This window comes from Flavobacterium pallidum, assembly GCF_003097535.1.
Taxonomy (GTDB): Bacteria; Bacteroidota; Bacteroidia; order Flavobacteriales; family Flavobacteriaceae; genus Flavobacterium; species Flavobacterium pallidum.
The window spans coordinates 2,796,636-2,819,156 of record NZ_CP029187.1 but is presented as its reverse complement, the minus strand read 5'-3'; the positions used below and the strand labels follow the sequence as shown (position 1 = coordinate 2,819,156).

The window sequence follows — 22,521 nt, the reverse complement described above, 5'->3', positions numbered from 1 at the left end:
TATGAATAACTTATTAACCGTCAGTTTGAGCGCTCAACAGAAATAAGGAACCGATCTGTGAGGATTTTAAAATCTCTTGTGGACTTTATCCTGAATTTTGACATCGCCCATTCATTCGTTGCTTTGAGCCTGATGGTTTTGCCATTTAAATCCATCTCAAAAGGCATTTCAAAGCCAGCCACATCAGTTTTCCAGCGATATTCAAGTTTTCGTTTGTTTTTGCGGAGTTCTAAAACGGGATATTTCGTATGACGTAAATATTGATCAAAAACAGGCTTCAGGTTAAAACCGCTTTTTTCACTGAAGAATTTTTCGACAGTTTCAGTATCGATAATTTTATGCCGGAAGGCAAGGGAATAATCAAGCAATATTTTCCACCATTTTTTATCATCATTGATTATGCTTCGTATGGTATTTACAAGCCAGGCGCCCTTTGGGTACATGTCAACGGAACCTTCATTATTGACATCGAAATGCCCGATTACAGGCTCCGTATTTTTAATCTTATTTTTTATTCCGTTCAGGTATTTTACCGCTTTGTCATAGCCTTGTGTACATTCTATATAAACGGATTCGCTATAATTTGTAAAACCTTCATGGATCCACATATCTGCAATATCTGAAGAAGTGATGCTGTTGCCAAACCACTCATGCCCACTTTCATGGATGATAATGAAATCAAACGTCAGCCCGATTCCTGTTCCGGATAAATCGTTGCCAAGATAACCCATCTTATATTTATTCCCGTAAGCGACGGCACTTTGGTGCTCCATTCCGAGATACGGCGTATCGACCAATTTATAGCCGTCTTCAACGAAAGGATACGTACCGAATTTACTCTGGAAGCAATCCATCATCGGCTTTACCTGTTCGAAATGCTTCCTGGCCATCTGCTCATTTTCCCGAAGGACATAGTAATCTAAATCGAGACCTTTGTAATTTTCGCCAAAATGAACGTAATCACCAATATTTATTGAAATGTCATAACTGTTGATCGGATTTTTCACTTCCCAGTCCCAGCGCGTATAACCATCATTGAGGTCTTCTGAACCGATAAGCCTTCCGTTTGAAACATTCATCAAACCATTTGGGACCGCCACTTTTATGGTTGCGCCGTTGTCTGGTTCGTCTGATTGCGAATCCTTGCACGGATACCAAAGGCTCGCACCTGTTCCCTGGACGGCGCTCGCAATCCAGTCTTTCCCACCACCATCTTTTGTGAATACAAATCCGCCATCCCATGGGGCATGTACTGCTACGGTCGGCTTTCCCGAATAACAAAAACTGATTTTTTGGAAGGAATTTCTTAAAATTTGTGTTGGAAAATCAATAAAAACAGCGTTGAATTCCCTTTTATAATGCAGTTTTTGCTTGTTCCATACGATACTATCGACAGCCATATTATCAAAAAGGTCGAGTTGTATTTTGGAAGTATTATCAATGGTTTTAAAGCTAATATCATTAAATCCGGTCAATGATCCTTCGGTTGGGTTGATGCGGATACTGATGTCGTAACGCTGTACATCAAAACAGGTCCTTTCAAAGCGCAATCCGCCACGAAGGGAATCTTTACGTGTAAAAGCCTGTTGCGGGAAGCTTTTGCCGATGCTGAAAATCAAGAATAATATGACAACCGTTTTTTTCATTTGCACTTAAACCTGGATTACGCCAAGGTTAAAAGGTTTTTGGATAGGAGCGTGGTTTGCCGCTTCAATCCCCATCGAAATCCAGGTCCGCGTGTCGATTGGATCAACGATGCCGTCGGTCCAGATCCTTGAAGCTGCGTAATAAGGGGATACCTGGGCATCATAGCGAGCCTTGATTTTATCGAACAATTCCTGTTCTTTTTTCTCGTCGACAATTTCACCTTTTGATTTTAATGAGGAGGCTTCGATCTGCATCAGGACTTTAGCTGCCTGCGTGCCGCCCATAACGGCCAGTTCTGCGCTGGGCCAAGCAAAAATCAATCTCGGGTCGTAAGCTTTTCCGCACATCGCATAATTTCCGGCACCATAAGAATTTCCGACAATCACTGTAAACTTAGGCACAACCGAATTCGAAACAGCATTTACCATTTTCGCACCGTCTTTAATAATCCCGCCATGCTCGGATTTTGAACCGACCATAAAACCGGTCACGTCCTGAATAAATACAAGCGGTATCTTCTTTTGGTTGCAGTTGGCTATAAAACGTGTGGCCTTGTCTGCAGAATCCGAATAAATGACCCCGCCGAACTGCATTTCGCCTTTTTTGGACTTCACGACTTTACGTTGGTTTGCCACAATCCCGACTGCCCAGCCATCAATGCGGGCATAACCTGTAATGATCGTTTGTCCGTAACCATCTTTATAAGCTTCAAACTCGGAATGGTCAACCAAACGCTCGATGATTTCCATCATGTCATATTGTTCATTACGGGCTTTTGGCAAGATGCCATAAATCTCGTTTTCATCTTTTGCCGGTTTCGCCGGTTTTTCACGGTTAAAACCCGCTTTATCAAAATCACCGATTTTAGAAACGATATTTTTGATTTTGTCCAAAGCATCCTTATCGTCTTTGGCTTTATAATCGGTCACGCCCGAAATCTCACAATGGGTTGTAGCACCTCCAAGCGTCTCATTGTCAATACTTTCGCCGATAGCCGCTTTTACGAGATAACTCCCTGCAAGGAAAATACTTCCGGTCTTATCCACGATTAAGGCTTCATCGCTCATAATCGGAAGATAAGCACCTCCTGCGACGCAACTTCCCATAACGGCTGCAATCTGCGTAATCCCCATGCTGCTCATCACGGCATTATTCCTGAATATGCGCCCGAAATGCTCTTTGTCGGGAAAAATCTCATCCTGCATCGGGAGGTATACTCCGGCGCTGTCTACGAGATATATAATAGGTAAACGGTTTTCAATCGCAATTTCCTGTGCGCGCAGGTTTTTCTTTCCGGTTATAGGAAACCAGGCACCCGCTTTAACCGTGGCATCATTGGCGACTACAATGCATTGCTTTCCTTTAATATAACCGATTTTAACCACCACACCTCCTGAAGGGCAGCCACCATGTTCTGTATACATGCCGTCACCTGCAAAAGCAGCAATTTCAATACTTTTGGCTTTGTCATCCAATAAATAATCGATGCGTTCGCGGGCGGTCATCTTGCCTTCAGAATGAAGTTTTTCAATCCTTTTTTCGCCGCCACCGAGTCTTACTTTTGCGAATTTTTGCTTTAAATCAGATAACAGAAGCCTGTTGTGGTCTTCGTTCTTATTGAAATTGATATCCATCAGGAAATATTGGTTTATGAGGTATTTATAGGAATGCTAAATTACGAAATCGATTGAAACCGCAAAGTTTTCAATAATCAATATTGAAAATTCCAATCTGTTAAATGGTTAATATTAAGTTAACATTAACTTAACATTAGGCAGATACATTTGCAACGTTAATTTAACATCTTATGACTGTAAATAATTTCTTCCAGTTTTTGGTCCCGAAAGATAAAAAATTCTTTCCATTATTCGAAAGAGCCACCGCAAACATGATTCTGATGGCGAGCACGCTGCACGAAGTCGTAAACATGGAGCCATCAGCCAGACATGAGCACTTCATGAAAATTGAGGAAATGGAGCAGACAGGGGAGGATATTACCCGTAAAATTAACCTGGAGCTCAGCAAGAATTTTATTACGCCTTTTGACCGTGAGGACATTTATGCTTTGACAAAAGCCATCGACAATATTTCCGGGAATATTTATGGTGCCTCAAGCAGGATGCGTTTATACCATATCGAAAAAATTACGAAATCAATCCGTAAACTCACCGAAATCAACCTGGAAGCCTGCCAGAATATTGATATGGCCGTGAAGGAATTGCGTGATCTTAAGAAAATCAAAAGAATTACCGATGCCTGTGCGCGCATTAATAAGCTTGAAAATAAATCGGATATGGTGTATGATAAAGCCGTAGCTGATCTTTTTGAAAATGAGACTGACGCTAAGAACATCATCAAATATAAAGAAGTGCTTTCCGTACTGGAGTCGGCTGCCGACAGGTGTAAAAGTGCCTCTAACGTACTGGAATCGATTGCTGTAAAACATTCATAAGGACTGACCCCGGACAAATATGACGTTATTAATCATCATTATCGTTCTTGCGCTTATTTTTGACTACATCAATGGTTTTCATGATGCCGCAAATGCGATAGCTACAGTAGTCGCCACAAAAGTACTGACACCTTTCCAGGCGGTGCTTTGGGCAGCTTTCTTTAACTTTTTAGCCTATTGGGTTTTTGGTTTTGGCGTTGCCGATACGGTGGCTAAAACGGCGAACACCATGGAAATCAACCTTACGGTAATCCTTGCCGGTGTTATTGCTGCAATCATCTGGAATTTATTCACATGGTGGCAGGGAATCCCTTCAAGTTCCTCACACACGCTTATCGGAGGTTTTGCCGGTGCGGCGATTGCTCATGCCGGTATCGGCGTAGTCTCCTGGTATAAGGAAGGGAAAGACGGAGGGCTGCCTTCAGGGGTTTTAATCATTATTTCTTTTATTGTACTTGCGCCTTTATTGGGTGCTTTGGTATCATATCTTATTTCGCTTTGGTTGCTACATTCCTATAAGAAAAAGGTGTTGCCAAAGTTATTTACATTAGGCCTGATGGCACTTACCGTTTGGTTTGTTGAAGGCCAGGTAAAATATTATGACAAGATTGAAAAGCCAAGATTTGATTCCCATTTTTGGAGTGTCGCTTTGGAGCAGCACAATATCAAATGGTTCCTTGTCGCATTCATTATTTTTACGATCAGTATTTTCTGCTTGTTTTTCAGCAGTTTGAATCATACACGGTCAGAGTTTTGGCTAAAGAAAATGCAATTGCTTTCTTCAGCGGCGTTTAGCCTTGGCCATGGCGGAAATGATTCGCAGAAAGTTATGGGGATCATTGCTGCAGCGGTAGCCGTTTACGTTCATACGCATACCGGACAAACGATGCCCGACTGGCTGAATGTGATCCTGCCTGACGAAGATGGCAATGGCTCCAATATGCCCCAATGGATCCCATTAGCGTGTTACACGGCGATTGCCGCAGGAACGTTAAGCGGGGGGTGGAAAATCGTGAAAACCATGGGTTCTAAAATTACCAAAGTAACATCGTTTGAAGGTGTTGCCGCAGAAACCGCCGGAGCATTAACCTTATATTTCACGGAACACCTTAAAATTCCGGTAAGCACAACCCATACGATTACAGGCTCCATTATAGGGGTAGGATTGACAAAAAGGATTTCTGCCGTAAGATGGGGTGTCACCGTAAGCCTGGTTTGGGCCTGGGTACTCACCATTCCGATTTCAGCGGTATTGGCAGCAATAGTGTATTATTTGCTGAATATATTTATTTAAAGATATTGAGTTACTGAGCAGCTGAGTTGCTGAGCCTTTCTATATAACTTAAGTTCAAAATATAAAAAAGTCCCGGTAATCCGGGACTTTTTTATATTTTGTATTGTACTCAGCTGCTCAGTAACTCAGTAGCTCACTTCGAAGATTCTTTTACCAGTCGTTTCAAAATTGCCCATTGTTTCAGTGCTTCACGCGCTTCAACAGCAGGATAACCGAGCATCACCTTTCCGGGTTCGATATCGCAGGTGACGCCCGAGCCTGCACCGACGGTGGCACCGTTTCCAATGGTAACGTGATCTTTTATTGAAGCGCTTCCACCGATGATCACACCATCACCTAAAGTTACGGAACCCGCTAACCCACTGTTTCCGGCCATAATGCAGAAACGTCCGAGCTTACTGTTATGCCCGATTTGCACGAGGTTGTCGATCTTGCATCCATCACCCAATACCGTGGAACTGAATTTGCCCCTGTCAACGCAGGAATTGGCACCAATTTCAACACCATTTCCTATAATTACATTGCCGATTTGCGGAATCTTGACCAATCCCCTTTCGGAACAGGGCCTGAAACCAAATCCGTCCGCACCAATAGTGGCGTTCGGATGGATGATGCAGTGGTGTCCGATATGGCATCTTTCACGGATGACACTTCCGGACCAGATTGTCGTATGATTTCCGATATGACATTCATCGAGGATCGTCACATTAGGATAAATTGTCGTGTTGTCACCAATGATGGCATTTTTTCCGATGTAGCAGCCAGCCCCGATTCGGGATCCGTTACCCACTTTTGCGGAAGCGTGAATTACTGCAGAAGGATGTATGTCCTGTTCGAATTCGGGCATGGGAGGCGCAAAAAGTTCCAATACCTGCGACATGGCCAGATCGGCATTGCTGACTTTAATAAAAGCTTTATTTTCGCCGGGTTCGATAGAAATGTCCTGGTTTACTACGGCGGCACAGGCTTTGGAACCAGCCCAGAATTTCTCATATTTCTTATTGCCGATAAATGAAATCTCCGAGTCCGAAGCCGCTTCAAGCTGTTCCGGCGCAGTAATCCGGCAGGAAGTATCGCCTATGACTTCCCCTTTTAAAATAGCGTTGATTTCCTGGATGCTGAAAGTTTTCATGGACTTTGGATTTTAGTAAAACCAAATAAAGCCTTTTCAGGGCATTTTTCCAAACATTGACGCAGTATTTTACCTTTTTAATGGATTAATCGGGAATTATTTAGTTTAAGTGCTGGCTTTTGCCATTTCAATAAGCTTGTGCACCGTTTTCCAATTCCTGGATGTAGCTTTCACTTTGAGTTTATTTTCAATGATGGTATTGGTCAGTTTTGTGGTTCCTGCGCCATGGGCATACCAAAGGAAAATATAGCGGTCAATGTCAATGAGCCTGTCTGCGCCAAAGTCAATGGATTTAAGGACTTCCATATTAAATGCCGCCGGTTTTTCAGAAAGGAAAGTGACATAAGGCTGAGTGTCGCCGGGCATGGTTTGGGTTGCGAAAGGATTATTGTCTGCAACGAATTCCAGATCGCTTAATGTCACAACAACTACAGGAACTTCAAAGCTGAAATGCTTCAGTATTAACGCTGAAATTTTCTTTTCAAGGTCAACCGGTTCGGTTTCATTGCTTTGGAAAATAACATTGCCACTTTGGATGTAGGTTTTGATGTTTTTAAAATCAAGCTCTATCAGCACTTTGCGAAGCAATTCCATTTTAATGAGTTTTTGGCCGCTGACGTTGATGCCGCGTAACAAGGCAATGAACGTTTTCATTATTTCTTAAGGAAAAGTTCTACGTAAACCGGCAAGTGGTCTGATGGATATTTACAGTCCCTGGAGTCGCTCAGCACGGCATATTTTGTAACCGAAATATTGTCTTTACTCGTAAAAATATAATCGATCAGAAGCGTCACCGGCTTGTTGAATTCAAAATTATTGAAAGTTCCCGACGGCCCGAAAGGCAATTCCTCACTGATTACCTTCGAATCGTTCATCCACGAGGACATAAATTTGTATGCCGTGCTCTTAATTTCGCTGTTGAAATCGCCGGTAAGGATCACCGGGACATTTTCGGTATTAATGGCATTGATTTTACTGACAATCAATTTTGCACTGTTTGTCCGTGCCAATTCGCCTACATGGTCAAAATGTGTATTAAAAACGTAAAACCGTTGCTTTGTCTTCATATTTTCGAACAGCCCGTAGGTGCATATCCTTTCAAACATCGCATCCCAGCCTTTAGATACAACATTCGGGGTTTCCGAAAGCCAGAAAGTAGATTGCTTCAGCACCTTGAATTTTGTGGAGTTGTAGAAAATAGCACTGAATTCCCCTCCTGTAGGAGAGCTGTCACGCCCAATCCCAATGTAACTGTAATGAATCATTGTGCTGTCAATATACTTTAGCTGATGAAGCTTACCTTCCTGTGTACCAAAGAAGTCAGGATTGTAAAATTGGATCTGCCTGCATAGGAAATCCTTTCTTAGGTCCCAACGGTTTTCTCCATCGGCGGGATTGTCAAAACGCAGGTTATAGGTCATCACTTTGAGGTTTTGGCCCAAAGCCGAAATTGAAAACAGTAGTAAAAGAATCGTTTTGTGTAAATTATTCATGGTTTGATTAGGTTATTCTTGTGCTGCGACTTTAATAGGTAACGAATATGAAACTTTTACTGCGATCCCTTCCTGTGTTCCGGGAATCCATTTAGGCATGCTTTCCAGCACGCGTATGGCTTCATTGTCAAGCCGCTTGCTTATTCCCTTTTTTACTTCAACTTCCGTTACCGAACCGTCACTGGCGATTACAAAGGTCAGGAAAATTGTCCCCGATTTATTGCCTTTGACATGAAAATTATCTCCTATAAATTTATAGGCTTCCCTCATGCCACCAGGGTACTCAGGACGTTTTTCCCTTGGAAAATATGGAATTTCTTTACCATCTTTATCATAACATTTCCCTGTGACAAGCTTGTTTTCAGAAAAAACCTCCTCCCGCTTTAATGCACCGCCAGGCCAGAATGCCTTTGACTCGCCTTCAAGCCCGCCTTTGTTATAGCTGGCGAACCATGCCACGCTGCCATCGGGATTATAAAGTGTCGACTTTCCTTCAGGCATCGCTCCGTTTTCAAGCATCATAAAGCCAGATTCACTGATTGGGGAGCCATCCATACGGTAAGTCCTTATCGTTTGGTGGATTTTGTCATCGGAGAAAGTGCTGATTTCGTAACTTTCTGCCAGATCAGGAGTTGTGGGCTTGTTTTTTTTATCCTTGTAGATTTTGTCCTGAGCGCTTCCGCAGAGGGTAACGAGCCCCATTAAGATCATCGCGAACTTTGTTTTCATATAGTGGGATAGGTGTCCAAAATTAACATTTATAACTTTAATGCCAAAAAACTAAAGATAATGTTTTACTACTTCTCAATCACGATTGCAGCACATATGTTGCTTATCAATGTAAATTTCTGAAAAAGAAACAGTTAAATTAAAGAATAATCAGCTTCATATTAAATATTAACACTATCTTTGAAAAATATCAACTTTTACACGATATAATTCGATTGTTTATCGATTTACAAACGCTTATATTTTATAAACATTTGCAGATTTCTAAATTGTGGTCTTATGTTTTCTCAGTATAAAATATATAGCAATGACAATTCCAGACCCCAACACAAGACGACATATTGTTATGGCTGATGATGATGAGGAAGATCGCATGATTTTCTCTGAAATCCTGTTGGAAATCGACGATTCTGTAATTATTACACAGGCCGAGAATGGAAAGCAGCTGATGGACTTTCTCAACGGGCCCGTTATCCCACATCCGCATGTAATATTGCTTGACCTGAATATGCCTGTGCAAAATGGTTTTGAATGCCTGCAACAGATCAGGAATGAAAGAAACCTGAAAGAACTGAACATTGTGGTTTATACGACTTCGGACCATCCTGATACTATCAAGAAAGCAAAAAATCTTGGCGCTACATTTTATGCAGTTAAACCCAATTCATTGGAAAACCTGAGATCACTCGTCACTATGGTCCTTGCAATCGATTGGCGTGGGCCAGTGTGTGAAAGAAGTTTCAGGCTTATTTGATTGTTTATTTCCATCCGCTTACGAAAGCAAAGCTTTGACGGGATTAGCGTCGCTTATCCTTTTCGTGGGAGCCTTTACAAAAGCAGAAGCCGTTTGGCACGGCTTTCTTTTTTATTTCCATTTTGTTTATTAAAGTAAAAAACTTTTCAACGCAAAACATAAATAAAAAAGCAGAAACTTCCGTTTCTGCTTTTGTGGGCGATGAGGGATTCGAACCCCCGACCCTCTGGGTGTAAACCAGATGCTCTGAACCAACTGAGCTAATCGCCCTAATAGGGATTGCAAATATAAGCTTAGAATTTATACCTGCAAGCGAATTTTGGAAATATTATTGTTTTTTAATGTCGCGCAATTCCGCTCTTGTATCGAAATTAATGACTTCCAGTGTAATAGGTTCCCCTTTGGTATTCCTGCCATGTATGGTGTATAATTTTCCTCTTTTCAGTTTGATGTTGCTGCGGTCAAAATCGACATCGCCATAGGTGAGTATTTTTCGGACGTCGGCAGTGTCAACCCATTTTTCCATGAGTTTCTGGTTTGCAAGATCCGAATATTTAAACGGTACTTCGCGTAGGTGCTTCAACACACGTGCATTTGGGAAATAACTGCATCTTGTTTCCTTTCCATTAAGGATAAAAAAAAGGAACACCATTCCAATAGCGAAACCGCTAAGGTAATAGGCGAGGCGGACATAAAATTTCATAATGGGATAATTTCGGCAAAGGTAAACGGATTTCCTTTAAAACACAATTAAATTGATGTCACTATGCGGGATTCCAAACCATTCGCCAATGGCTTTGTTCGTCAGGATTCCGTGATAGAAATAAACGCCGTGCTTCAGTCCGTTGTTGCATCGGATAGCACTCTCAGCACCCCCGTCTTCAGCAATTTGTATAAGGTAAGGCGTAATGATATTGCTGATGGACAATGAGGCTGTCTTTGAATATCTTGAAGGGATGTTCGGCACGCAATAATGGATTACGTCATGTTTTATAAATGTAGGGTTTTCATGTGTCGTAATCTCCGAAGTTTCAAAGCAGCCGCCGGTATCGATGCTCACATCCACAATCACGGCACCTTTTTTCATGTGCGAAACCGTATCTTCGGTAACTACAACGGGACAACGGTCTTTTCCGCGCATCGCGCCAATGGCGACATCGCATCGCCTCAAGGCTTTTAAAAGTGCTTTCTGCTGAATCGTAGACGTAAATATCCTGCAGTTCAGACTGTTTTGAAGCCTTCGTAATTTCGTAATCGAATTGTCGAAAACCTTTACGCTTGCACCAAGTCCAATGGCGGTTTTTGCAGCAAATTCTCCCACAGTCCCGGCACCTAAAATGACCACATCAGTAGGAGGGACCCCGGTGATATTCCCAAACAGCAACCCTTTCCCGATTTCAGGATTGATCATTATTTCTGCCGCCACCAATACTGATGCCGTTCCTGCAATTTCGCTCAATGATTTTACCGCAGGGTAAGAACCGTCATCGTCTTTTATAAATTCGAAAGCCAAAGCGGTAATTTTCTTTTTGCCTAAAGCCTCAAAATAATTTGATTTCCTCGTCTTTAATTGTATTGCAGAAATTAATGTCGATTGTGGTGACATCATTTCAATTTCGGCCGTTGTCGGTGGTTCCACTTTTAAAACCATAGGGCAGCCGAACACTTTTTTGGTATCCTGCGTCACCTCGGCACCGGCATCGCTGTATTCCTTATCTGAATATCCTGAACTTTGTCCGGCTCCGGCTTCAATCATCACGCGATGTCCATGCGATGTCAGGGAATTCACGCCATCAGGTGTCAGGCAAATCCGTCGTTCCTGAAAACTCGTTTCTTTCGGGATGCCGATAAAAAGTTCGCTTTTATGCCTGGCGATTTCCAGTTTCTCTTCCTGTGGCAGCAGTTGCTGCTTGGTAAACGGCGTGAGTGACATAGGGACTTGGATATTTTTTGCCTAATTTATAAAAAAGTTGTCATTTGGCAACCATCATTTGTTATCTGGAATTGATTTAAGTTGATGCTTGATCGTACCTGGACCGCGCGAGGGATCGCAGCAAGGTGCCGTGCACCGCGGAGCGCCCGACGGCGGAGCTTGCGTAGCCGACGCGCCCCAATTAATTAACTTAAAACCAACTTCCTGTTTCCATCCGCAAGCACACTAATGGTGATTACGGAATGCTGTTGTGGAATCAGCGTCGGGATTTTCTCAGCCCACTCAATAAAACACCATTCCCCGGAATAGAGGTAGTCGTCCATGCCCATATCATAAGCTTCGGATTCCGTTTTTAATCGGTACACATCGAAATGAAAAACCTTGTGGCCATGCGCGGCTTCATATTCATTGACAAGCGAAAATGTCGGGCTGCTCGTCGCATCGGTAACGCCCAATTGCTTTGCGAGCGACTTGATCAACGTGGTTTTGCCTGCGCCCATATGGCCATTGAAAAGGATTACTTTATGTGGATTCTGCATCAGGACCTGCTGTGCAGCCTGGCCAATTTCTTCGAGGGAAAAGATGATTTCCAATGGTTTGAGTTTACAGTTTACTTCGGGTTGAAAACTAAAAACGGTATGATCATCTCTTCGAGTGAAATACCGCCATGCTGGTAACTGTTCCTGTAATAACTTACGTAATGGTTGTAATTATTGACATAGGCCAGGAACAGATCATTCTTCGCAAAGATATAAGAACTGCTCATATTGATGGAAGGCAAACCAATTTTTTTGGGATCTTTTACAGCATAAACGTCGCGGTCTTCATAAGTGAGGCTGCGGCCGGTTTTATAACGTAGATTCAGGCTGGTATTCTTATCACCGATTACTTTAGATGGGTTTTTTACATTGATGGTTCCGTGGTCTGTGGTGATGATCAGTTTGAAACCAAGCTTTTGTGCCTGCTGTATGATTTCAAGTAAAGGGGAATTCCGGAACCAGCTCAGCGTTAAGGAGCGATAAGCCTTGTCGTCTGAGGCCAATTCCTTTACGACATCCATCTCGGTTTTTGCATGGGAAAGCATGTCTACGAAATTATAAACGACTGTGACCAGATCATTTGACTTCAGCGACTTGAAGTTCTCCACCAGTTTTTTTCCACCGGCAAGATTGGTGATTTTGAAATAATCCTGTTTGAGGTCCAATCCCAGTTTGCGCAATTGTTCGGTTAAAAATTCGGCTTCGTAAAGGTTTTTGCCTCCATCTTCCACGTCATTTTTCCAATATTGCGGATATTGTTTTTCCATTTCTGATGGCAAAAGCCCTGAGAAAATAGCATTCCTGGCATATTGTGTAGCCGTTGGCAGTATGGCGTAATACGGTGTTTCTTTCTCTAATTTGTAGTAATTCGCAACGACGCTTTCAAATGCCTTCCATTGGTCGTAACGCAGATTATCTACGACCACAAATAATATTTTTTCCTTCTTTTTTAATTCGGGAACGACCAATTCCTTAAACAAGGTATGCGACATCACGGGGCGTTCCGCTTTTGGCAGGAACCAATCTTCATAGTTGCGTTCGATGAATTTCCCAAACTGGCTGTTGGCTTCCGTTTTCTGCGATTCCAAAATCTGGATCATCGCCTGGTCCTGTATGTCTTCGAGTTCGATTTCCCAGAACAGCAACTTCTTGTACATTTCAATCCAGTCCTCATAATTGTTTACCATGGCGAGTTCCATGGCAATTTTGCGGAATTCCTTTTGGTAATCCAAAGTGGTTTTTTCAGATATAAGCCTGGAATGGTCCAGGTTTTTCTTTAAGCTCAGCAAAATCTGATTCGGATTTACGGGCTTGATCAGGTAATCAGCAATTTTCGAACCGATCGCTTCCTCCATGATCAATTCTTCCTCGCTTTTGGTAATCATGATCACCGGCGTTGACGATTTTTTCTCCTTAATTTCCTGGAGCGTTTCGAGTCCGCTCATTCCTGGCATATTCTCATCCAGGAAAACAATATCGAAATTACCATCTTCAAAGATGTCTACGGCATCGCGCCCATTGTTGCAGGTCGTTACATTATAATTCTTTTTTTCAAGGAAAAGGATGTGTGGTTTTAGCAAATCTATTTCGTCGTCAACCCATAAAATTTTGATCTGATCCATGCTTGTTTTTTTCTAAAATTTTCCGCAATTTAACATTTATTGAACGATGTTTTCTTAAAAGTATTGTAAAGTTGAATGCCGTTAATTCTTACAAGTATATTGAAAAAACTATCTTTACAGCGTCAACCTATTGCGTTTTTTATTATGAGAAAAATTTATCTTGCTGCCTTTTCAATCGTGTTTTTTATTTGCTGTTCAAAAGAAAAAGCTGCTGACCGGAACAAGGCTTTTGAACATTACAGGAAAAGCTTTATTGAGGCACTTTGGATTAATTTTCCTGATTATGCTGCCGCTTCCGGATTTCATAAATATGATAATGTATTGGTTGTCAATGATGCCACAACACGCGCAAAACAATTGGCATTTATAAAAAGCAACCTGGATTCTCTCGGCAATTATGATGAAAAATCACTTAATCCCGGCAATTTCACCGATTATAAGATGATGGGGAATATGTTGAAAAGTTATGCGTTCGGGATGGAAGAAATGAAATCGTGGGAATGGAATCCGGCAGAATATAATGTAAGCGGCCCTTTTGCAGAAATACTGAACGGTTCTTACGACTTCCTTTCCGTAAGGTTGAAAAATATCAGCCTTAAACTGGATGAAGTCCCGGCTTATTATGCTGCTGCAAAGCAAAATATCAGGAACCCGACACGGGAACACACTGAACTCGCCATTTCGCAAAATACCGGCGGCTTATCAGTTTTTGAAAAGGATTTGCCCGCCATGCTTGAAAAATCTGATTTGTCTGCTGCAGAGAAAGATGCGATGAAAGCAAAAACGGCTTCTGCAGTCAACGCCATAAAAGATTATGTTTCCTGGCTACAGAAACTGGACAATCCGACGCCGCGTGATTTCAGGCTTGGAAAAAAATTATATGACAAGAAGTTTGAATTTGACATACAGTCAGCGTATACGTCATCGCAGGTGTTAGAAAAAGCAGTGGCGCACAAAAAAGAACTGCACGAAAAGATGTTTGTGATTGCAGACAGGCTTTGGTCAAAATATTTAGGAACTGCACCAAAACCATCGGATAAAAACCAACTCATCCGCCAGGTGATCGATAAGATTTCGCTGCAACATGCCAAACCGGAATTGTTCCAGCAGGCGATTGAAAAACAATTGCCGGAACTTCTGGCTTTCATCAAACAGAAAGACCTCATATACATCGATCCGTCAAAGCCGCTTGAAGTGCGTAAAGAGCCAGATTATATGGCTGGCGTTGCAGGCGCATCCATTTCGGCGCCCGGCCCTTATGACAAAAATGCGAAAACGTATTATAATGTAGGCAGTTTATCAGGTTGGAGCGCAGCAGAATCCGAAAGTTACCTGCGGGAATACAACGATTATATTTTGCAAATCCTGAATATACACGAAGCGATTCCTGGGCATTACACCCAATTGGTGTACAGCAACCAGTCGCCAAGCCTTATCAAATCTATTGCCGGAAATGGTGCGATGGTCGAAGGCTGGGCAGTGTATTCAGAGTTGATGATGCTCGAAAACGGCTACGCCAATTCAGACGAAATGTGGCTGATGTATTATAAATGGAATCTCCGCAGCACTTGCAACACCATCCTTGATATTGGCGTGCATACAAAAAACCTGAGCAAGGATGATGCTATGGATTTACTAATAAATGAAGCGTTCCAGCAACAGGCCGAAGCGGAGGGCAAATGGCGCCGCGTGTGCCTGACGCAGGTACAGCTTTGTTCATATTTTACCGGATTTACTGAAATTTGTGAATTGCGTGAAGCATACAAAAAACAGCAAGGCGAAAAATTCAGGTTGAAAGATTTTCATTCAAAACTCCTGAGTTACGGAAGCGCACCGGTAAAATACATCAGGGAATTAATGCTGGAAAAACAATAGCTACACGGACTCACTTATATAATTCGCCTTAATGAAGTCGGTGACCAGGTAACCAATCAGTTTCCCGATCAGGTGCCTGTTCTTGTCTTCGCCCAGGTCAGGAGCTCCTTCGCAGATGTGGAGGTAGGCTGCGTTGGTGCATTTCCCAAAATAACTTACAAAAAGCCTTGTTTCTTCAATAGAATAACCACTCATGGTCATGGCGCTGCTGGCGATATTCGGCAACGCATCAAGGTCAATTTCGATGCCGTATGGATCGTTTTTTATAAAACTTAAAGCATTGAACATTTCCTGGTCAAAGTCTTTCTGCTTGCGTATTTTTACTTCATCATAAGTATTGTAGCGTACCCGGTCTTCAATCTTTTTGATGATGTCCAGTACATTTTTTGACGTATAACTTTCGTGTAGCCCGAAGATGAAATATTTCTTAAGGAAACCTTCCTCATAGGCATACGAAAAGCCGTTTCCGCTGTGCCGGCCTTCAAGAATCCGGAAGTCGGAATGGGCATCAAAATTCACGGCGTTAACCGGTCTTCCGAAAGCCAATGCAGCGCCTTTAATATTCCCGTAAGCATTATTGTGCCCACCACCAATAACAATCGGGGTTTTGCCGGCTTTAATAATCGTGAAAATGATGTGCGCGACTTCTTTATCGATTTTGCCCACGACAGCGCTAAGTTTCACGCGGTCTTCAAGGATATTGAAATCAAGGTTTTCGACTTCTTCCATTTCTGACTTTACATCCAAAGCGCCCAAAACGAGGATGCGGCCGCCTTTGCAGAAACGGTTGTGCTGTATGTTTGCGATACTGCTAATGGCGCTTTTCCAGGCTGAAGCCGCTCCGGGCCTGCCGTAATTCGCGCGGATACCAATGTCTTCCGGAATACCGAAAAGCACATATTTCGCCTCGCAGCCTTTCATGAACTTTTCAGGGTCGGCACCCAGCGGAATGGTATGCATCTTTTCTCCGAATTTGATTTCACCGCTCCTGAAATTGGTCACTTTGGCAAGGTCAGAAATGGTAAAAGGAATCAGTTTTTCCATCACAAAATTTTAGCTCCAAAAGTAACATAAAACTATAAACTTACGTTAATTTAGATGGAAAGGAATGATAATATTTTAAATTTGTTAGGCTTAAAAAGCAGAAAACTATTATAAAAACCAAAAAATGCTCTTATGGAAAATCAAAGAAGTAATTCAAGCTTAAAAGCAGTCGTCGTCGTTTTGGCGCTTTTATTGTTGGGTAGCCTTGCCTATATTTTTAAAATGACAACCGATGCCAAGAAACTGGAAACCGAAGTGACAACAGTGAAATCAGAGAAGGATAATTTACTGGATTCGCTTGCCATCGTAAAGAATACTTACGAGCAGGCGATTAAAGATAAAACGGAAGTCTCGGACGAATTGATTGCTGAACGTGAGAAGGTCGTGAACCTGATTGCCGACCTGCAAAAATCAAAAGGTGATGCAGCCTCACTTCGTAAATACCGCGAACAATACAATGCGCTTCAGGTGAACATGAAGAAACTCGTCGCTGAAAATGAAGAGCTTAAGAAGCAAAATGAAACGCTGACCGTGCAACGCGACAGTACTGTTGTAGCACTTGGGCAATCGAAAAAGTATAACGACACATTAGTCGTCCAGAATGAAAACCTCGCCAAAACGGTCGAAAAAGGGTCAAAACTTGTCGTAATGAATCTCCGTACGCAAGCCATCAAGCAAAGAAGTTCCGGGAAACAGATCGAAACCGAAAAAGCCAGCCGCGCGGATAAATTGAAAGTTTGTTTTGCAGTTGCCGCCAATGCCATTGCAAAATCCGGAGATAAGACCTACTATGTCCAGATTATTGACAGCAAGAATAACGTCATCGGCGATAAGAAAACGGAGACTTTCGGTGACATGACCCTTACATACAGCTTTACGACAGTGGTCCCATACAACAACCAGGCGGTTGATGTTTGTGAATATCTTGATGGAAACGGCAAGGATTTTGCCAAAGGGAGTTATTTCGTAAACATATTCGATAAAAGCGAATTGGTTTCTAAAACGTCATTTACTTTAAAATAAACCCCCGTTAATTATTGATTCAATAAAAGAGCCTTTGAGGGCTCTTTTTTTTTTATGATATGATTTCACCGCTGATGATCACATCTTCAATAAGGTTGCTGCCAAAGGCGTATGGCAATTGGTAATAAGACTGAACCGGTTTGGTGATGATAAGATTGGCGGCCTTCCCTTTCGTAATGCTTCCGTGCGTTTCAGAAATCCCCATAGCGTAAGCCCCGTTTATTGTAGCGGCATTAATAGCTTCTTCAGGTGTCATTTTCATCTTGATACAGGCCGTCGCCACGACCAGGTTCATGTTTCCTGATGGTGTGGTTCCGGGGTTAAAATCGGTTGCAAGTGCTAAAGGCAAACCTGCTGACAACATTTTTCTTGCCGGTGTATAAGGAATACTGATGAAGAAAGAGCAGGAGGGAAGCGCTACCGGCATCGTTCCAGATCCTTTGAGGGATTCAATATCCTCATCGGTGAGGATTTCAAGATGATCGACGGAAAGGGCATCATGCTTAACGCAGGCAGCAATCCCGTTAATAGCTGTAAATTGATTCACATGGATTTTGGCTGTAAGTCCGTATTGCTTCCCGGCCAGCATAATGCTTTCGGTTTCTTCAACAGAAAAATAACCTGTTTCCAAAAATGCGTCGATGTAATCCGCCAGGTTTTCTCTGGCAATGGCGGGTAGCATTTCATGGATAATTAAGTCAATATAACCCGCATGATTTTCTTTAAATGCTATTGGGAAAGCATGTGCGCCAAGGAAAGTGGCTTTAATCGCGACAGGAAAATTTTCCTTCAAACGTTTAATAATCCGCAGCATTTTTAATTCACCTTCCAAACTAAGGCCGTAACCGGATTTGATTTCAATGGCGCCGGTTCCCTGCTGCATGACTTCTTTAAGCCTTAAAACTGACTGTTCATAAATCTCATCTTCAGCAGTCTCATGGAGTTTTTTGGCAGAATTCAGGATGCCGCCACCGCGATTCGCAATTTCCTCATAACTTAAACCATTAATCCGGTCAACAAATTCCTGGATGCGGTTTCCGGCATAGACCAAATGCGTATGGCTGTCGCACCAGGCAGGAAGAACGACGCGGCCCGTGCAATCGATTTTTCGGATGGAAGTATGTATGGGAAGCGTTTCCATCGTCCCGAAATCTTTTATAAGGCCATCTTCAATCCATAGCCAGGCATTTTCCAGCAAAGGCAAATGGGCCATTTCAGCACCTGAAACTTTGTCAATATTGGCTTCACGAACCTGCAGCAACTGGCTGATATTTGTCAATAAAGTTTGCATAAGCGTATTTTCAGTAAATGTAGAATGGAAATTCAAAAACTCCTATCTTTATGTAAAAATTATCTTCGTTTGAAAAGAATCAAATACAGCAAGGTTCGCAAAGTCCAGCAAAGCTTTTACGAATATACCGGCAGTTACAAAACAGATCCGGTAGAAATGCAACTCTTCGTTTATGATGAGGAAGGTTTTGAGGAATATAAAAATGTTACGCTCGACCGGTTACGCAAGGAATGCCTGGATCCGGAGCAGCAGCAGGATGTCAAATGGCTTAATATCCATGGATTGCACAATACGGATTTGATCCGGGAGATTGGTGAGGTATTGGGTATTGAGCCATTCATGATCAGTGACGTGCTGAATGTTTTGCGCCGCGCAAGGATTGATGAATATGACGATATGCTGTTTTTTAGCATTAAATCGATACTTGAGGAAAAAGGCGCTAAAGCTATTCGTATTGAACAGATTAGTTTTTTCCTTAATGATAATTTGATAGTGTCATTCCAAGAAAGGAAAAGTGATTTCTTTGCCCATATCCGCGAACGCATCCGTACCGGTGGCGGGATTGTCAGGAAAAAGAAAAACGATTATTTATTGTACCTGATGCTTGATGCGATTATAGAAAACTTCTTTATTACGATTGAAAATTACGAGATTGATATCGAGAAATTACTCATTGAAGCGCAGAAAGCACACCGTTCAGAATTCTTAAGCCTGATCGAGTCTCAGCGTGAAAACCTGAATTACCTGAAGCGTGCTATTTTACCTTTGCGCGACGCATTGTATACGCTGAAAAGTATTAAAGATGATGACGAATTTGATGGTATCGAAAAAGCCAACTACACGTTTTTCGCCCGCCTTCACCAAAAATCACTCGAAATCCTTGAGCAGATAGAATATGACAGTAATACCCTGGAAAGCGCCTCGAATATCTTTTACTCGTCGCAGGCGCAAAAAATGAACCAGATTATGAAGACGCTGACCATTTTTTCGGTGATTTTTATGCCGCTGACTTTTATCGTAGGCGTTTACGGAATGAATTTTGAAAACATGCCCGAACTTAAGACAAAGAATGGGTATTTCATTGTCCTGGGTGTGATGTTTGTCACAGTGGTTTTTATGGTTTATTATTTCCGGCGTAAAAAGTGGTTCTGACACCTGTAGATTCCCATTTGAAAATTGTCGTTTGTGGTTTTTCTAAAAAATACCTTTAAATAAATTAAATATGAAACTTATTTTTTTCACTTTAATTATCGGCCTGATGGCATTAGGCTGCAGCAGTGATTCTGATAACAATGGTTCGTTGCAGGTAAATGGCAGAGAATTTAACATAGGTGCCAATTCCCAACAAAAAAATTACAACAGCATCGTTTATGAGGAAGACGGACGGAAAGTCATGAAAATTATTGAAAAGACAACAGCAGGCACTGATCCAGAAGTCATCGAGCTCGATTTCAATTACTCCGGAGCAACGGTGGACGGGGCATACCAGGTGTATAGTATAGGTTTTGCAGGAACGTTGCCCGCAGATTATGTGGTTGGTGATTACAACACGCCAGCGCTGTATTTTGGAAATGCAGAAGCCTCAGGCACGATTTCCATTACGACTATAGGTACCAATAAATACAAGATTATATTCAACAATGCGACATTTGCTGCTGATGATGGATCGGGGATGACCAGAACGATTAACGGCAGTTGCGTAGCCGAATTTTGGTAGGATTGTATAGATAGTATCACTATAGTTAAACATAAAAATCCGCTGCCATCGCAACGGATTTTTTATTTTTAAACTGCCGGTTTTAATCTAGGTTGTAAATTATTTCAGGCTTCCCACCATATCTTCCGGTTTTACCCAGGCATCAAAATCTTCCGCAGAAACGTAACCCAAACGCACCGCTTCATCCTTTAAAGTGGTACCGTTTTTATGCGCTGTCTGTGCAATTTCAGCAGCTTTATAATATCCGATTTTGGTGTTTAATGCCGTAACCAGCATCAGTGAATTGTCGACCAATTCCTTTATTCTTGTATAATTTGGTTCAATTCCCTGTGCACAGTGCTCGTCGAATGATACGCACGCATCACCCAGCAACCTTGCCGATTGCAGGAAGTTGGCAGCCATCACCGGCTTGAACACATTCAGTTCATAATGACCCTGCATGCCACCCACTGAAATGGCAACATCATTACCCATAACCTGTGCGCAAACCATAGTCAGGGCTTCGCATTGCGTTGGGTTTACTTTACCCGGCATGATGGACGAACCCGGTTCGTTTTCAGGGATTATGATTTCCCCGATGCCTGAACGCGGGCCTGAAGCAAGCATGCGTACATCATTTGCAATCTTGTTCAGCGAAACAGCCAGTTGTTTTAAAGCACCATGCGCTTCAACAATGGCGTCATGAGATGCCAATGCTTCAAATTTATTTGGTGCGGTGACGAAAGGATGCCCTGTAAATTCAGCGATATATTGCGCCACTTTCACATCATATCCTTCCGGAGTATTCAATCCGGTTCCTACTGCAGTTCCGCCCAGGGCAAGTTCAGATAAATGAGAAAGCGTATTTTTTAAAGCCTTCAGTCCGTAGCCAAGTTGTGCCGCATAACCTGAGATTTCCTGGCCTAACGTTAAGGGTGTGGCATCCATGAGGTGCGTACGTCCGATTTTAACGACGTTCATGTATGCTGCCGCTTTTGCGTCTAAAGTATTTTTCAGTTTCTCTACACCCGGAATGGTAATTTCAACAGCTGCTTTGTAAGCGGCGATGTGCATTCCTGTTGGGAAGGTATCGTTTGACGATTGCGACTTGTTCACGTCGTCGTTTGCTTTTACGACCGCTTCGCCTTCGCCGATCTTGAATCCTGCCAAAACCTGCGCGCGGTTTGCAATCACTTCGTTTACGTTCATGTTGCTTTGCGTTCCTGAACCGGTTTGCCAGATGACCAAAGGGAATTCGTCGTCGAGTTTTCCTTCCAGGATTTCGTCGCAAACCTGACCGATGGCATCGCGTTTTTCTTTTGACAATACGCCAAGATCGTGGTTCGCATACGCAGCAGCTTTCTTCAGGTAAGCAAAACCGCGTACGATTTCCAGAGGCATCGAAGCCGAAGCGCCAATCTTAAAGTTATTCCTTGAACGCTCTGTCTGGGCGCCCCAATATTTGTCAGCGGGTACTTTTACCTCGCCCATAGTGTCTTTTTCTATCCTGAATTCCATTTTATATAAGTTACAAATTTGTAAAGCAGTGGCCAAAGTTTCCGGTTTCGTCAGCGCCGTAGCCCTGATGGAAGCGGCATCCTTTTTTAGCGGTTCCCAATACGCCATTCGGAGGTTTGCCCATTTACCGCTAAAAAAGATACAGCGGACAGCAGGAAACAGCTCCTGAAAAAGCTGCGCCAAATTTAGCGATTAAAGCCCTTTTAAAAAAATATTTGGATTGTTTTATTGGCGGATAAACATTATTCATTTACCTTTGGCGTGAATTCATAAATTCCGGAAAACATGTTTGAATTTCAACAGTATTTAGGCTTTTTGGCATTCCTTACAGTCCTGACGATCGGCTTTTGGCTGATGATGTTCCTGATCAGTTTCGTAATGTACTGGGTAGGAGGGGCGTTGTTCGAAATGTTCAAGGAAAAAAGAGCCGCAAAGAGATTGGAACGCGCTTAATATTTAAGTTGTTTCAATAAAAAAGG

General features: G+C 42.4%; 21 protein-coding genes and 1 tRNA gene. 8 read left to right on the top strand and 14 right to left on the bottom strand.

The annotated features are described in order from the left end of the window. Window positions 1-20: 20 nt before the first annotated feature. Window positions 21-1,646, bottom strand: a complete 1,626-nt coding sequence (locus HYN49_RS11675) for a M1 family metallopeptidase (protein WP_108904281.1) — start codon at window positions 1,644-1,646, stop codon at window positions 21-23. Window positions 1,647-1,652: 6 nt separating this feature from the next. Beyond that, complete coding sequence (locus tag HYN49_RS11670) at window positions 1,653-3,281, bottom strand: acyl-CoA carboxylase subunit beta (protein WP_108904280.1); 1,629 nt, start codon at window positions 3,279-3,281, stop codon at window positions 1,653-1,655. Between the two features lie 173 nt (window positions 3,282-3,454). Between HYN49_RS11670 and HYN49_RS11665 the strand changes: the two genes are divergently transcribed. Both HYN49_RS11665 and HYN49_RS11660 read left to right on the top strand, forming a co-directional pair. Then, window positions 3,455-4,099, top strand: a complete 645-nt coding sequence (locus HYN49_RS11665) for a DUF47 domain-containing protein (RefSeq protein ID WP_108904279.1) — start codon at window positions 3,455-3,457, stop codon at window positions 4,097-4,099. 19 nt (window positions 4,100-4,118) lie between these two features. After that, entirely contained in the window at window positions 4,119-5,393 is a 1,275-nt protein-coding gene (locus HYN49_RS11660) for an inorganic phosphate transporter (RefSeq protein WP_108904278.1), read from the top strand. Window positions 5,394-5,526: 133 nt separating this feature from the next. On the opposite strand, the gene lpxD is transcribed toward HYN49_RS11660, so the two are convergent. The 4 genes from lpxD to HYN49_RS11640 form a co-directional block, all read right to left on the bottom strand. Further along, on the bottom strand, window positions 5,527-6,525 hold the full coding sequence (lpxD, locus tag HYN49_RS11655) for a UDP-3-O-(3-hydroxymyristoyl)glucosamine N-acyltransferase (RefSeq protein WP_108904277.1): 999 nt from the start codon (window positions 6,523-6,525) through the stop codon (window positions 5,527-5,529). Window positions 6,526-6,630: 105 nt separating this feature from the next. Continuing rightward, on the bottom strand, window positions 6,631-7,179 hold the full coding sequence (locus HYN49_RS11650; RefSeq protein WP_108904276.1) for a DUF1697 domain-containing protein: 549 nt from the start codon (window positions 7,177-7,179) through the stop codon (window positions 6,631-6,633). After that, a complete protein-coding gene (locus HYN49_RS11645) occupies window positions 7,179-8,018 on the bottom strand; it encodes an endonuclease/exonuclease/phosphatase family protein (RefSeq protein ID WP_108904275.1) in 840 nt (279 codons plus the stop codon). The genes HYN49_RS11650 and HYN49_RS11645 overlap by 1 nt, the downstream gene beginning before the upstream one ends. 12 nt (window positions 8,019-8,030) lie before the next feature. Next, on the bottom strand, window positions 8,031-8,747 hold the full coding sequence (locus HYN49_RS11640) for an energy transducer TonB (protein ID WP_108904274.1): 717 nt from the start codon (window positions 8,745-8,747) through the stop codon (window positions 8,031-8,033). Between the two features lie 307 nt (window positions 8,748-9,054). Between HYN49_RS11640 and HYN49_RS11635 the strand changes: the two genes are divergently transcribed. Continuing rightward, window positions 9,055-9,501 (top strand): response regulator, encoded by a 447-nt coding sequence (locus HYN49_RS11635; protein ID WP_108904273.1) that lies wholly within the window; start codon window positions 9,055-9,057, stop codon window positions 9,499-9,501. 195 nt (window positions 9,502-9,696) lie between these two features. Here HYN49_RS11635 and HYN49_RS11630 read toward each other — a convergent pair. The 5 genes from HYN49_RS11630 to porX form a co-directional block, all read right to left on the bottom strand. Next, window positions 9,697-9,771, bottom strand: a tRNA-Val gene (locus HYN49_RS11630). Between the two features lie 58 nt (window positions 9,772-9,829). After that, the gene (locus tag HYN49_RS11625; protein WP_108904272.1) at window positions 9,830-10,204 is read right to left on the bottom strand and encodes a DUF4258 domain-containing protein; all 375 of its coding nucleotides are present in this window, start codon (window positions 10,202-10,204) and stop codon (window positions 9,830-9,832) included. A 36-nt stretch (window positions 10,205-10,240) separates the two neighbouring features. Continuing rightward, the gene (locus HYN49_RS11620) at window positions 10,241-11,434 is read right to left on the bottom strand and encodes an alanine dehydrogenase (protein ID WP_108904271.1); all 1,194 of its coding nucleotides are present in this window, start codon (window positions 11,432-11,434) and stop codon (window positions 10,241-10,243) included. 185 nt (window positions 11,435-11,619) lie between these two features. Beyond that, window positions 11,620-12,027 carry a tRNA (adenosine(37)-N6)-threonylcarbamoyltransferase complex ATPase subunit type 1 TsaE gene (gene tsaE, locus HYN49_RS11615; RefSeq protein ID WP_108904270.1) on the bottom strand — a complete coding sequence of 136 codons (408 nt, stop codon included), beginning with the start codon at window positions 12,025-12,027 and terminating at the stop codon, window positions 11,620-11,622. 17 nt (window positions 12,028-12,044) lie between these two features. Next, complete coding sequence (gene porX / locus HYN49_RS11610) at window positions 12,045-13,595, bottom strand: T9SS response regulator signal transducer PorX (protein WP_108904269.1); 1,551 nt, start codon at window positions 13,593-13,595, stop codon at window positions 12,045-12,047. A 144-nt stretch (window positions 13,596-13,739) separates the two neighbouring features. Here porX and HYN49_RS11605 point away from each other — a divergent pair, with 144 nt between their 5' ends. After that, window positions 13,740-15,470: a DUF885 domain-containing protein gene (locus HYN49_RS11605; RefSeq protein ID WP_108904268.1), complete on the top strand. Its 1,731-nt coding sequence runs from the start codon at window positions 13,740-13,742 to the stop codon at window positions 15,468-15,470. Here HYN49_RS11605 and HYN49_RS11600 read toward each other — a convergent pair whose 3' ends face one another. Beyond that, complete coding sequence (locus HYN49_RS11600; protein ID WP_108904267.1) at window positions 15,471-16,514, bottom strand: formimidoylglutamase; 1,044 nt, start codon at window positions 16,512-16,514, stop codon at window positions 15,471-15,473. Window positions 16,515-16,646: 132 nt separating this feature from the next. Between HYN49_RS11600 and HYN49_RS11595 the strand changes: the two genes are divergently transcribed. Then, window positions 16,647-17,537, top strand: a complete 891-nt coding sequence (locus HYN49_RS11595; RefSeq protein WP_108904266.1) for a hypothetical protein — start codon at window positions 16,647-16,649, stop codon at window positions 17,535-17,537. 52 nt (window positions 17,538-17,589) lie between these two features. On the opposite strand, the gene hutI is transcribed toward HYN49_RS11595, so the two are convergent. Beyond that, the gene (gene hutI, locus HYN49_RS11590) at window positions 17,590-18,828 is read right to left on the bottom strand and encodes an imidazolonepropionase (RefSeq protein WP_108905052.1); all 1,239 of its coding nucleotides are present in this window, start codon (window positions 18,826-18,828) and stop codon (window positions 17,590-17,592) included. Window positions 18,829-18,897: 69 nt separating this feature from the next. Here hutI and corA point away from each other — a divergent pair, with 69 nt between their 5' ends. Both corA and HYN49_RS11580 read left to right on the top strand, forming a co-directional pair. After that, window positions 18,898-19,980, top strand: a complete 1,083-nt coding sequence (corA, locus tag HYN49_RS11585) for a magnesium/cobalt transporter CorA (protein ID WP_108905051.1) — start codon at window positions 18,898-18,900, stop codon at window positions 19,978-19,980. Window positions 19,981-20,050: 70 nt separating this feature from the next. Beyond that, window positions 20,051-20,545: a hypothetical protein gene (locus HYN49_RS11580; protein WP_108904265.1), complete on the top strand. Its 495-nt coding sequence runs from the start codon at window positions 20,051-20,053 to the stop codon at window positions 20,543-20,545. 99 nt (window positions 20,546-20,644) lie between these two features. Here HYN49_RS11580 and fumC read toward each other — a convergent pair whose 3' ends face one another. Then, the gene (gene fumC, locus HYN49_RS11575) at window positions 20,645-22,042 is read right to left on the bottom strand and encodes a class II fumarate hydratase (RefSeq protein ID WP_108905050.1); all 1,398 of its coding nucleotides are present in this window, start codon (window positions 22,040-22,042) and stop codon (window positions 20,645-20,647) included. A gap of 285 nt (window positions 22,043-22,327) precedes the next feature. Between fumC and HYN49_RS15175 the strand changes: the two genes are divergently transcribed. Next, window positions 22,328-22,495 carry a hypothetical protein gene (locus HYN49_RS15175; protein WP_181368952.1) on the top strand — a complete coding sequence of 56 codons (168 nt, stop codon included), beginning with the start codon at window positions 22,328-22,330 and terminating at the stop codon, window positions 22,493-22,495. Window positions 22,496-22,521: the final 26 nt, after the last annotated feature.

Excerpts from the sequence above, each read along its gene's own strand:
- HYN49_RS11675 (WP_108904281.1), bottom strand. The coding sequence starts at position 1,646 with ATGAAAAAAACGGTTGTCATATTATTCTTGATTTTCAGCATCGGCAAA.
- fumC (WP_108905050.1), bottom strand. The coding sequence starts at position 22,042 with ATGGAATTCAGGATAGAAAAAGACACTATGGGCGAGGTAAAAGTACCC.
- HYN49_RS11645 (WP_108904275.1), bottom strand. The coding sequence starts at position 8,018 with ATGAATAATTTACACAAAACGATTCTTTTACTACTGTTTTCAATTTCG.
- porX (WP_108904269.1), bottom strand. The coding sequence starts at position 13,595 with ATGGATCAGATCAAAATTTTATGGGTTGACGACGAAATAGATTTGCTA.
- HYN49_RS11650 (WP_108904276.1), bottom strand. The coding sequence starts at position 7,179 with ATGAAAACGTTCATTGCCTTGTTACGCGGCATCAACGTCAGCGGCCAA.
- lpxD (WP_108904277.1), bottom strand. The coding sequence starts at position 6,525 with ATGAAAACTTTCAGCATCCAGGAAATCAACGCTATTTTAAAAGGGGAA.
- HYN49_RS11595 (WP_108904266.1), top strand. The coding sequence starts at position 16,647 with ATGGAAAATCAAAGAAGTAATTCAAGCTTAAAAGCAGTCGTCGTCGTT.
- HYN49_RS11670 (WP_108904280.1), bottom strand. The coding sequence starts at position 3,281 with ATGGATATCAATTTCAATAAGAACGAAGACCACAACAGGCTTCTGTTA.
- HYN49_RS11605 (WP_108904268.1), top strand. The coding sequence starts at position 13,740 with ATGAGAAAAATTTATCTTGCTGCCTTTTCAATCGTGTTTTTTATTTGC.
- HYN49_RS11635 (WP_108904273.1), top strand. The coding sequence starts at position 9,055 with ATGACAATTCCAGACCCCAACACAAGACGACATATTGTTATGGCTGAT.
- HYN49_RS11660 (WP_108904278.1), top strand. The coding sequence starts at position 4,119 with ATGACGTTATTAATCATCATTATCGTTCTTGCGCTTATTTTTGACTAC.
- HYN49_RS11600 (WP_108904267.1), bottom strand. The coding sequence starts at position 16,514 with ATGGAAAAACTGATTCCTTTTACCATTTCTGACCTTGCCAAAGTGACC.
- hutI (WP_108905052.1), bottom strand. The coding sequence starts at position 18,828 with ATGCAAACTTTATTGACAAATATCAGCCAGTTGCTGCAGGTTCGTGAA.
- HYN49_RS15175 (WP_181368952.1), top strand. The coding sequence starts at position 22,328 with ATGTTTGAATTTCAACAGTATTTAGGCTTTTTGGCATTCCTTACAGTC.
- HYN49_RS11625 (WP_108904272.1), bottom strand. The coding sequence starts at position 10,204 with ATGAAATTTTATGTCCGCCTCGCCTATTACCTTAGCGGTTTCGCTATT.
- HYN49_RS11665 (WP_108904279.1), top strand. The coding sequence starts at position 3,455 with ATGACTGTAAATAATTTCTTCCAGTTTTTGGTCCCGAAAGATAAAAAA.
- HYN49_RS11620 (WP_108904271.1), bottom strand. The coding sequence starts at position 11,434 with ATGTCACTCACGCCGTTTACCAAGCAGCAACTGCTGCCACAGGAAGAG.
- HYN49_RS11580 (WP_108904265.1), top strand. The coding sequence starts at position 20,051 with ATGAAACTTATTTTTTTCACTTTAATTATCGGCCTGATGGCATTAGGC.
- HYN49_RS11640 (WP_108904274.1), bottom strand. The coding sequence starts at position 8,747 with ATGAAAACAAAGTTCGCGATGATCTTAATGGGGCTCGTTACCCTCTGC.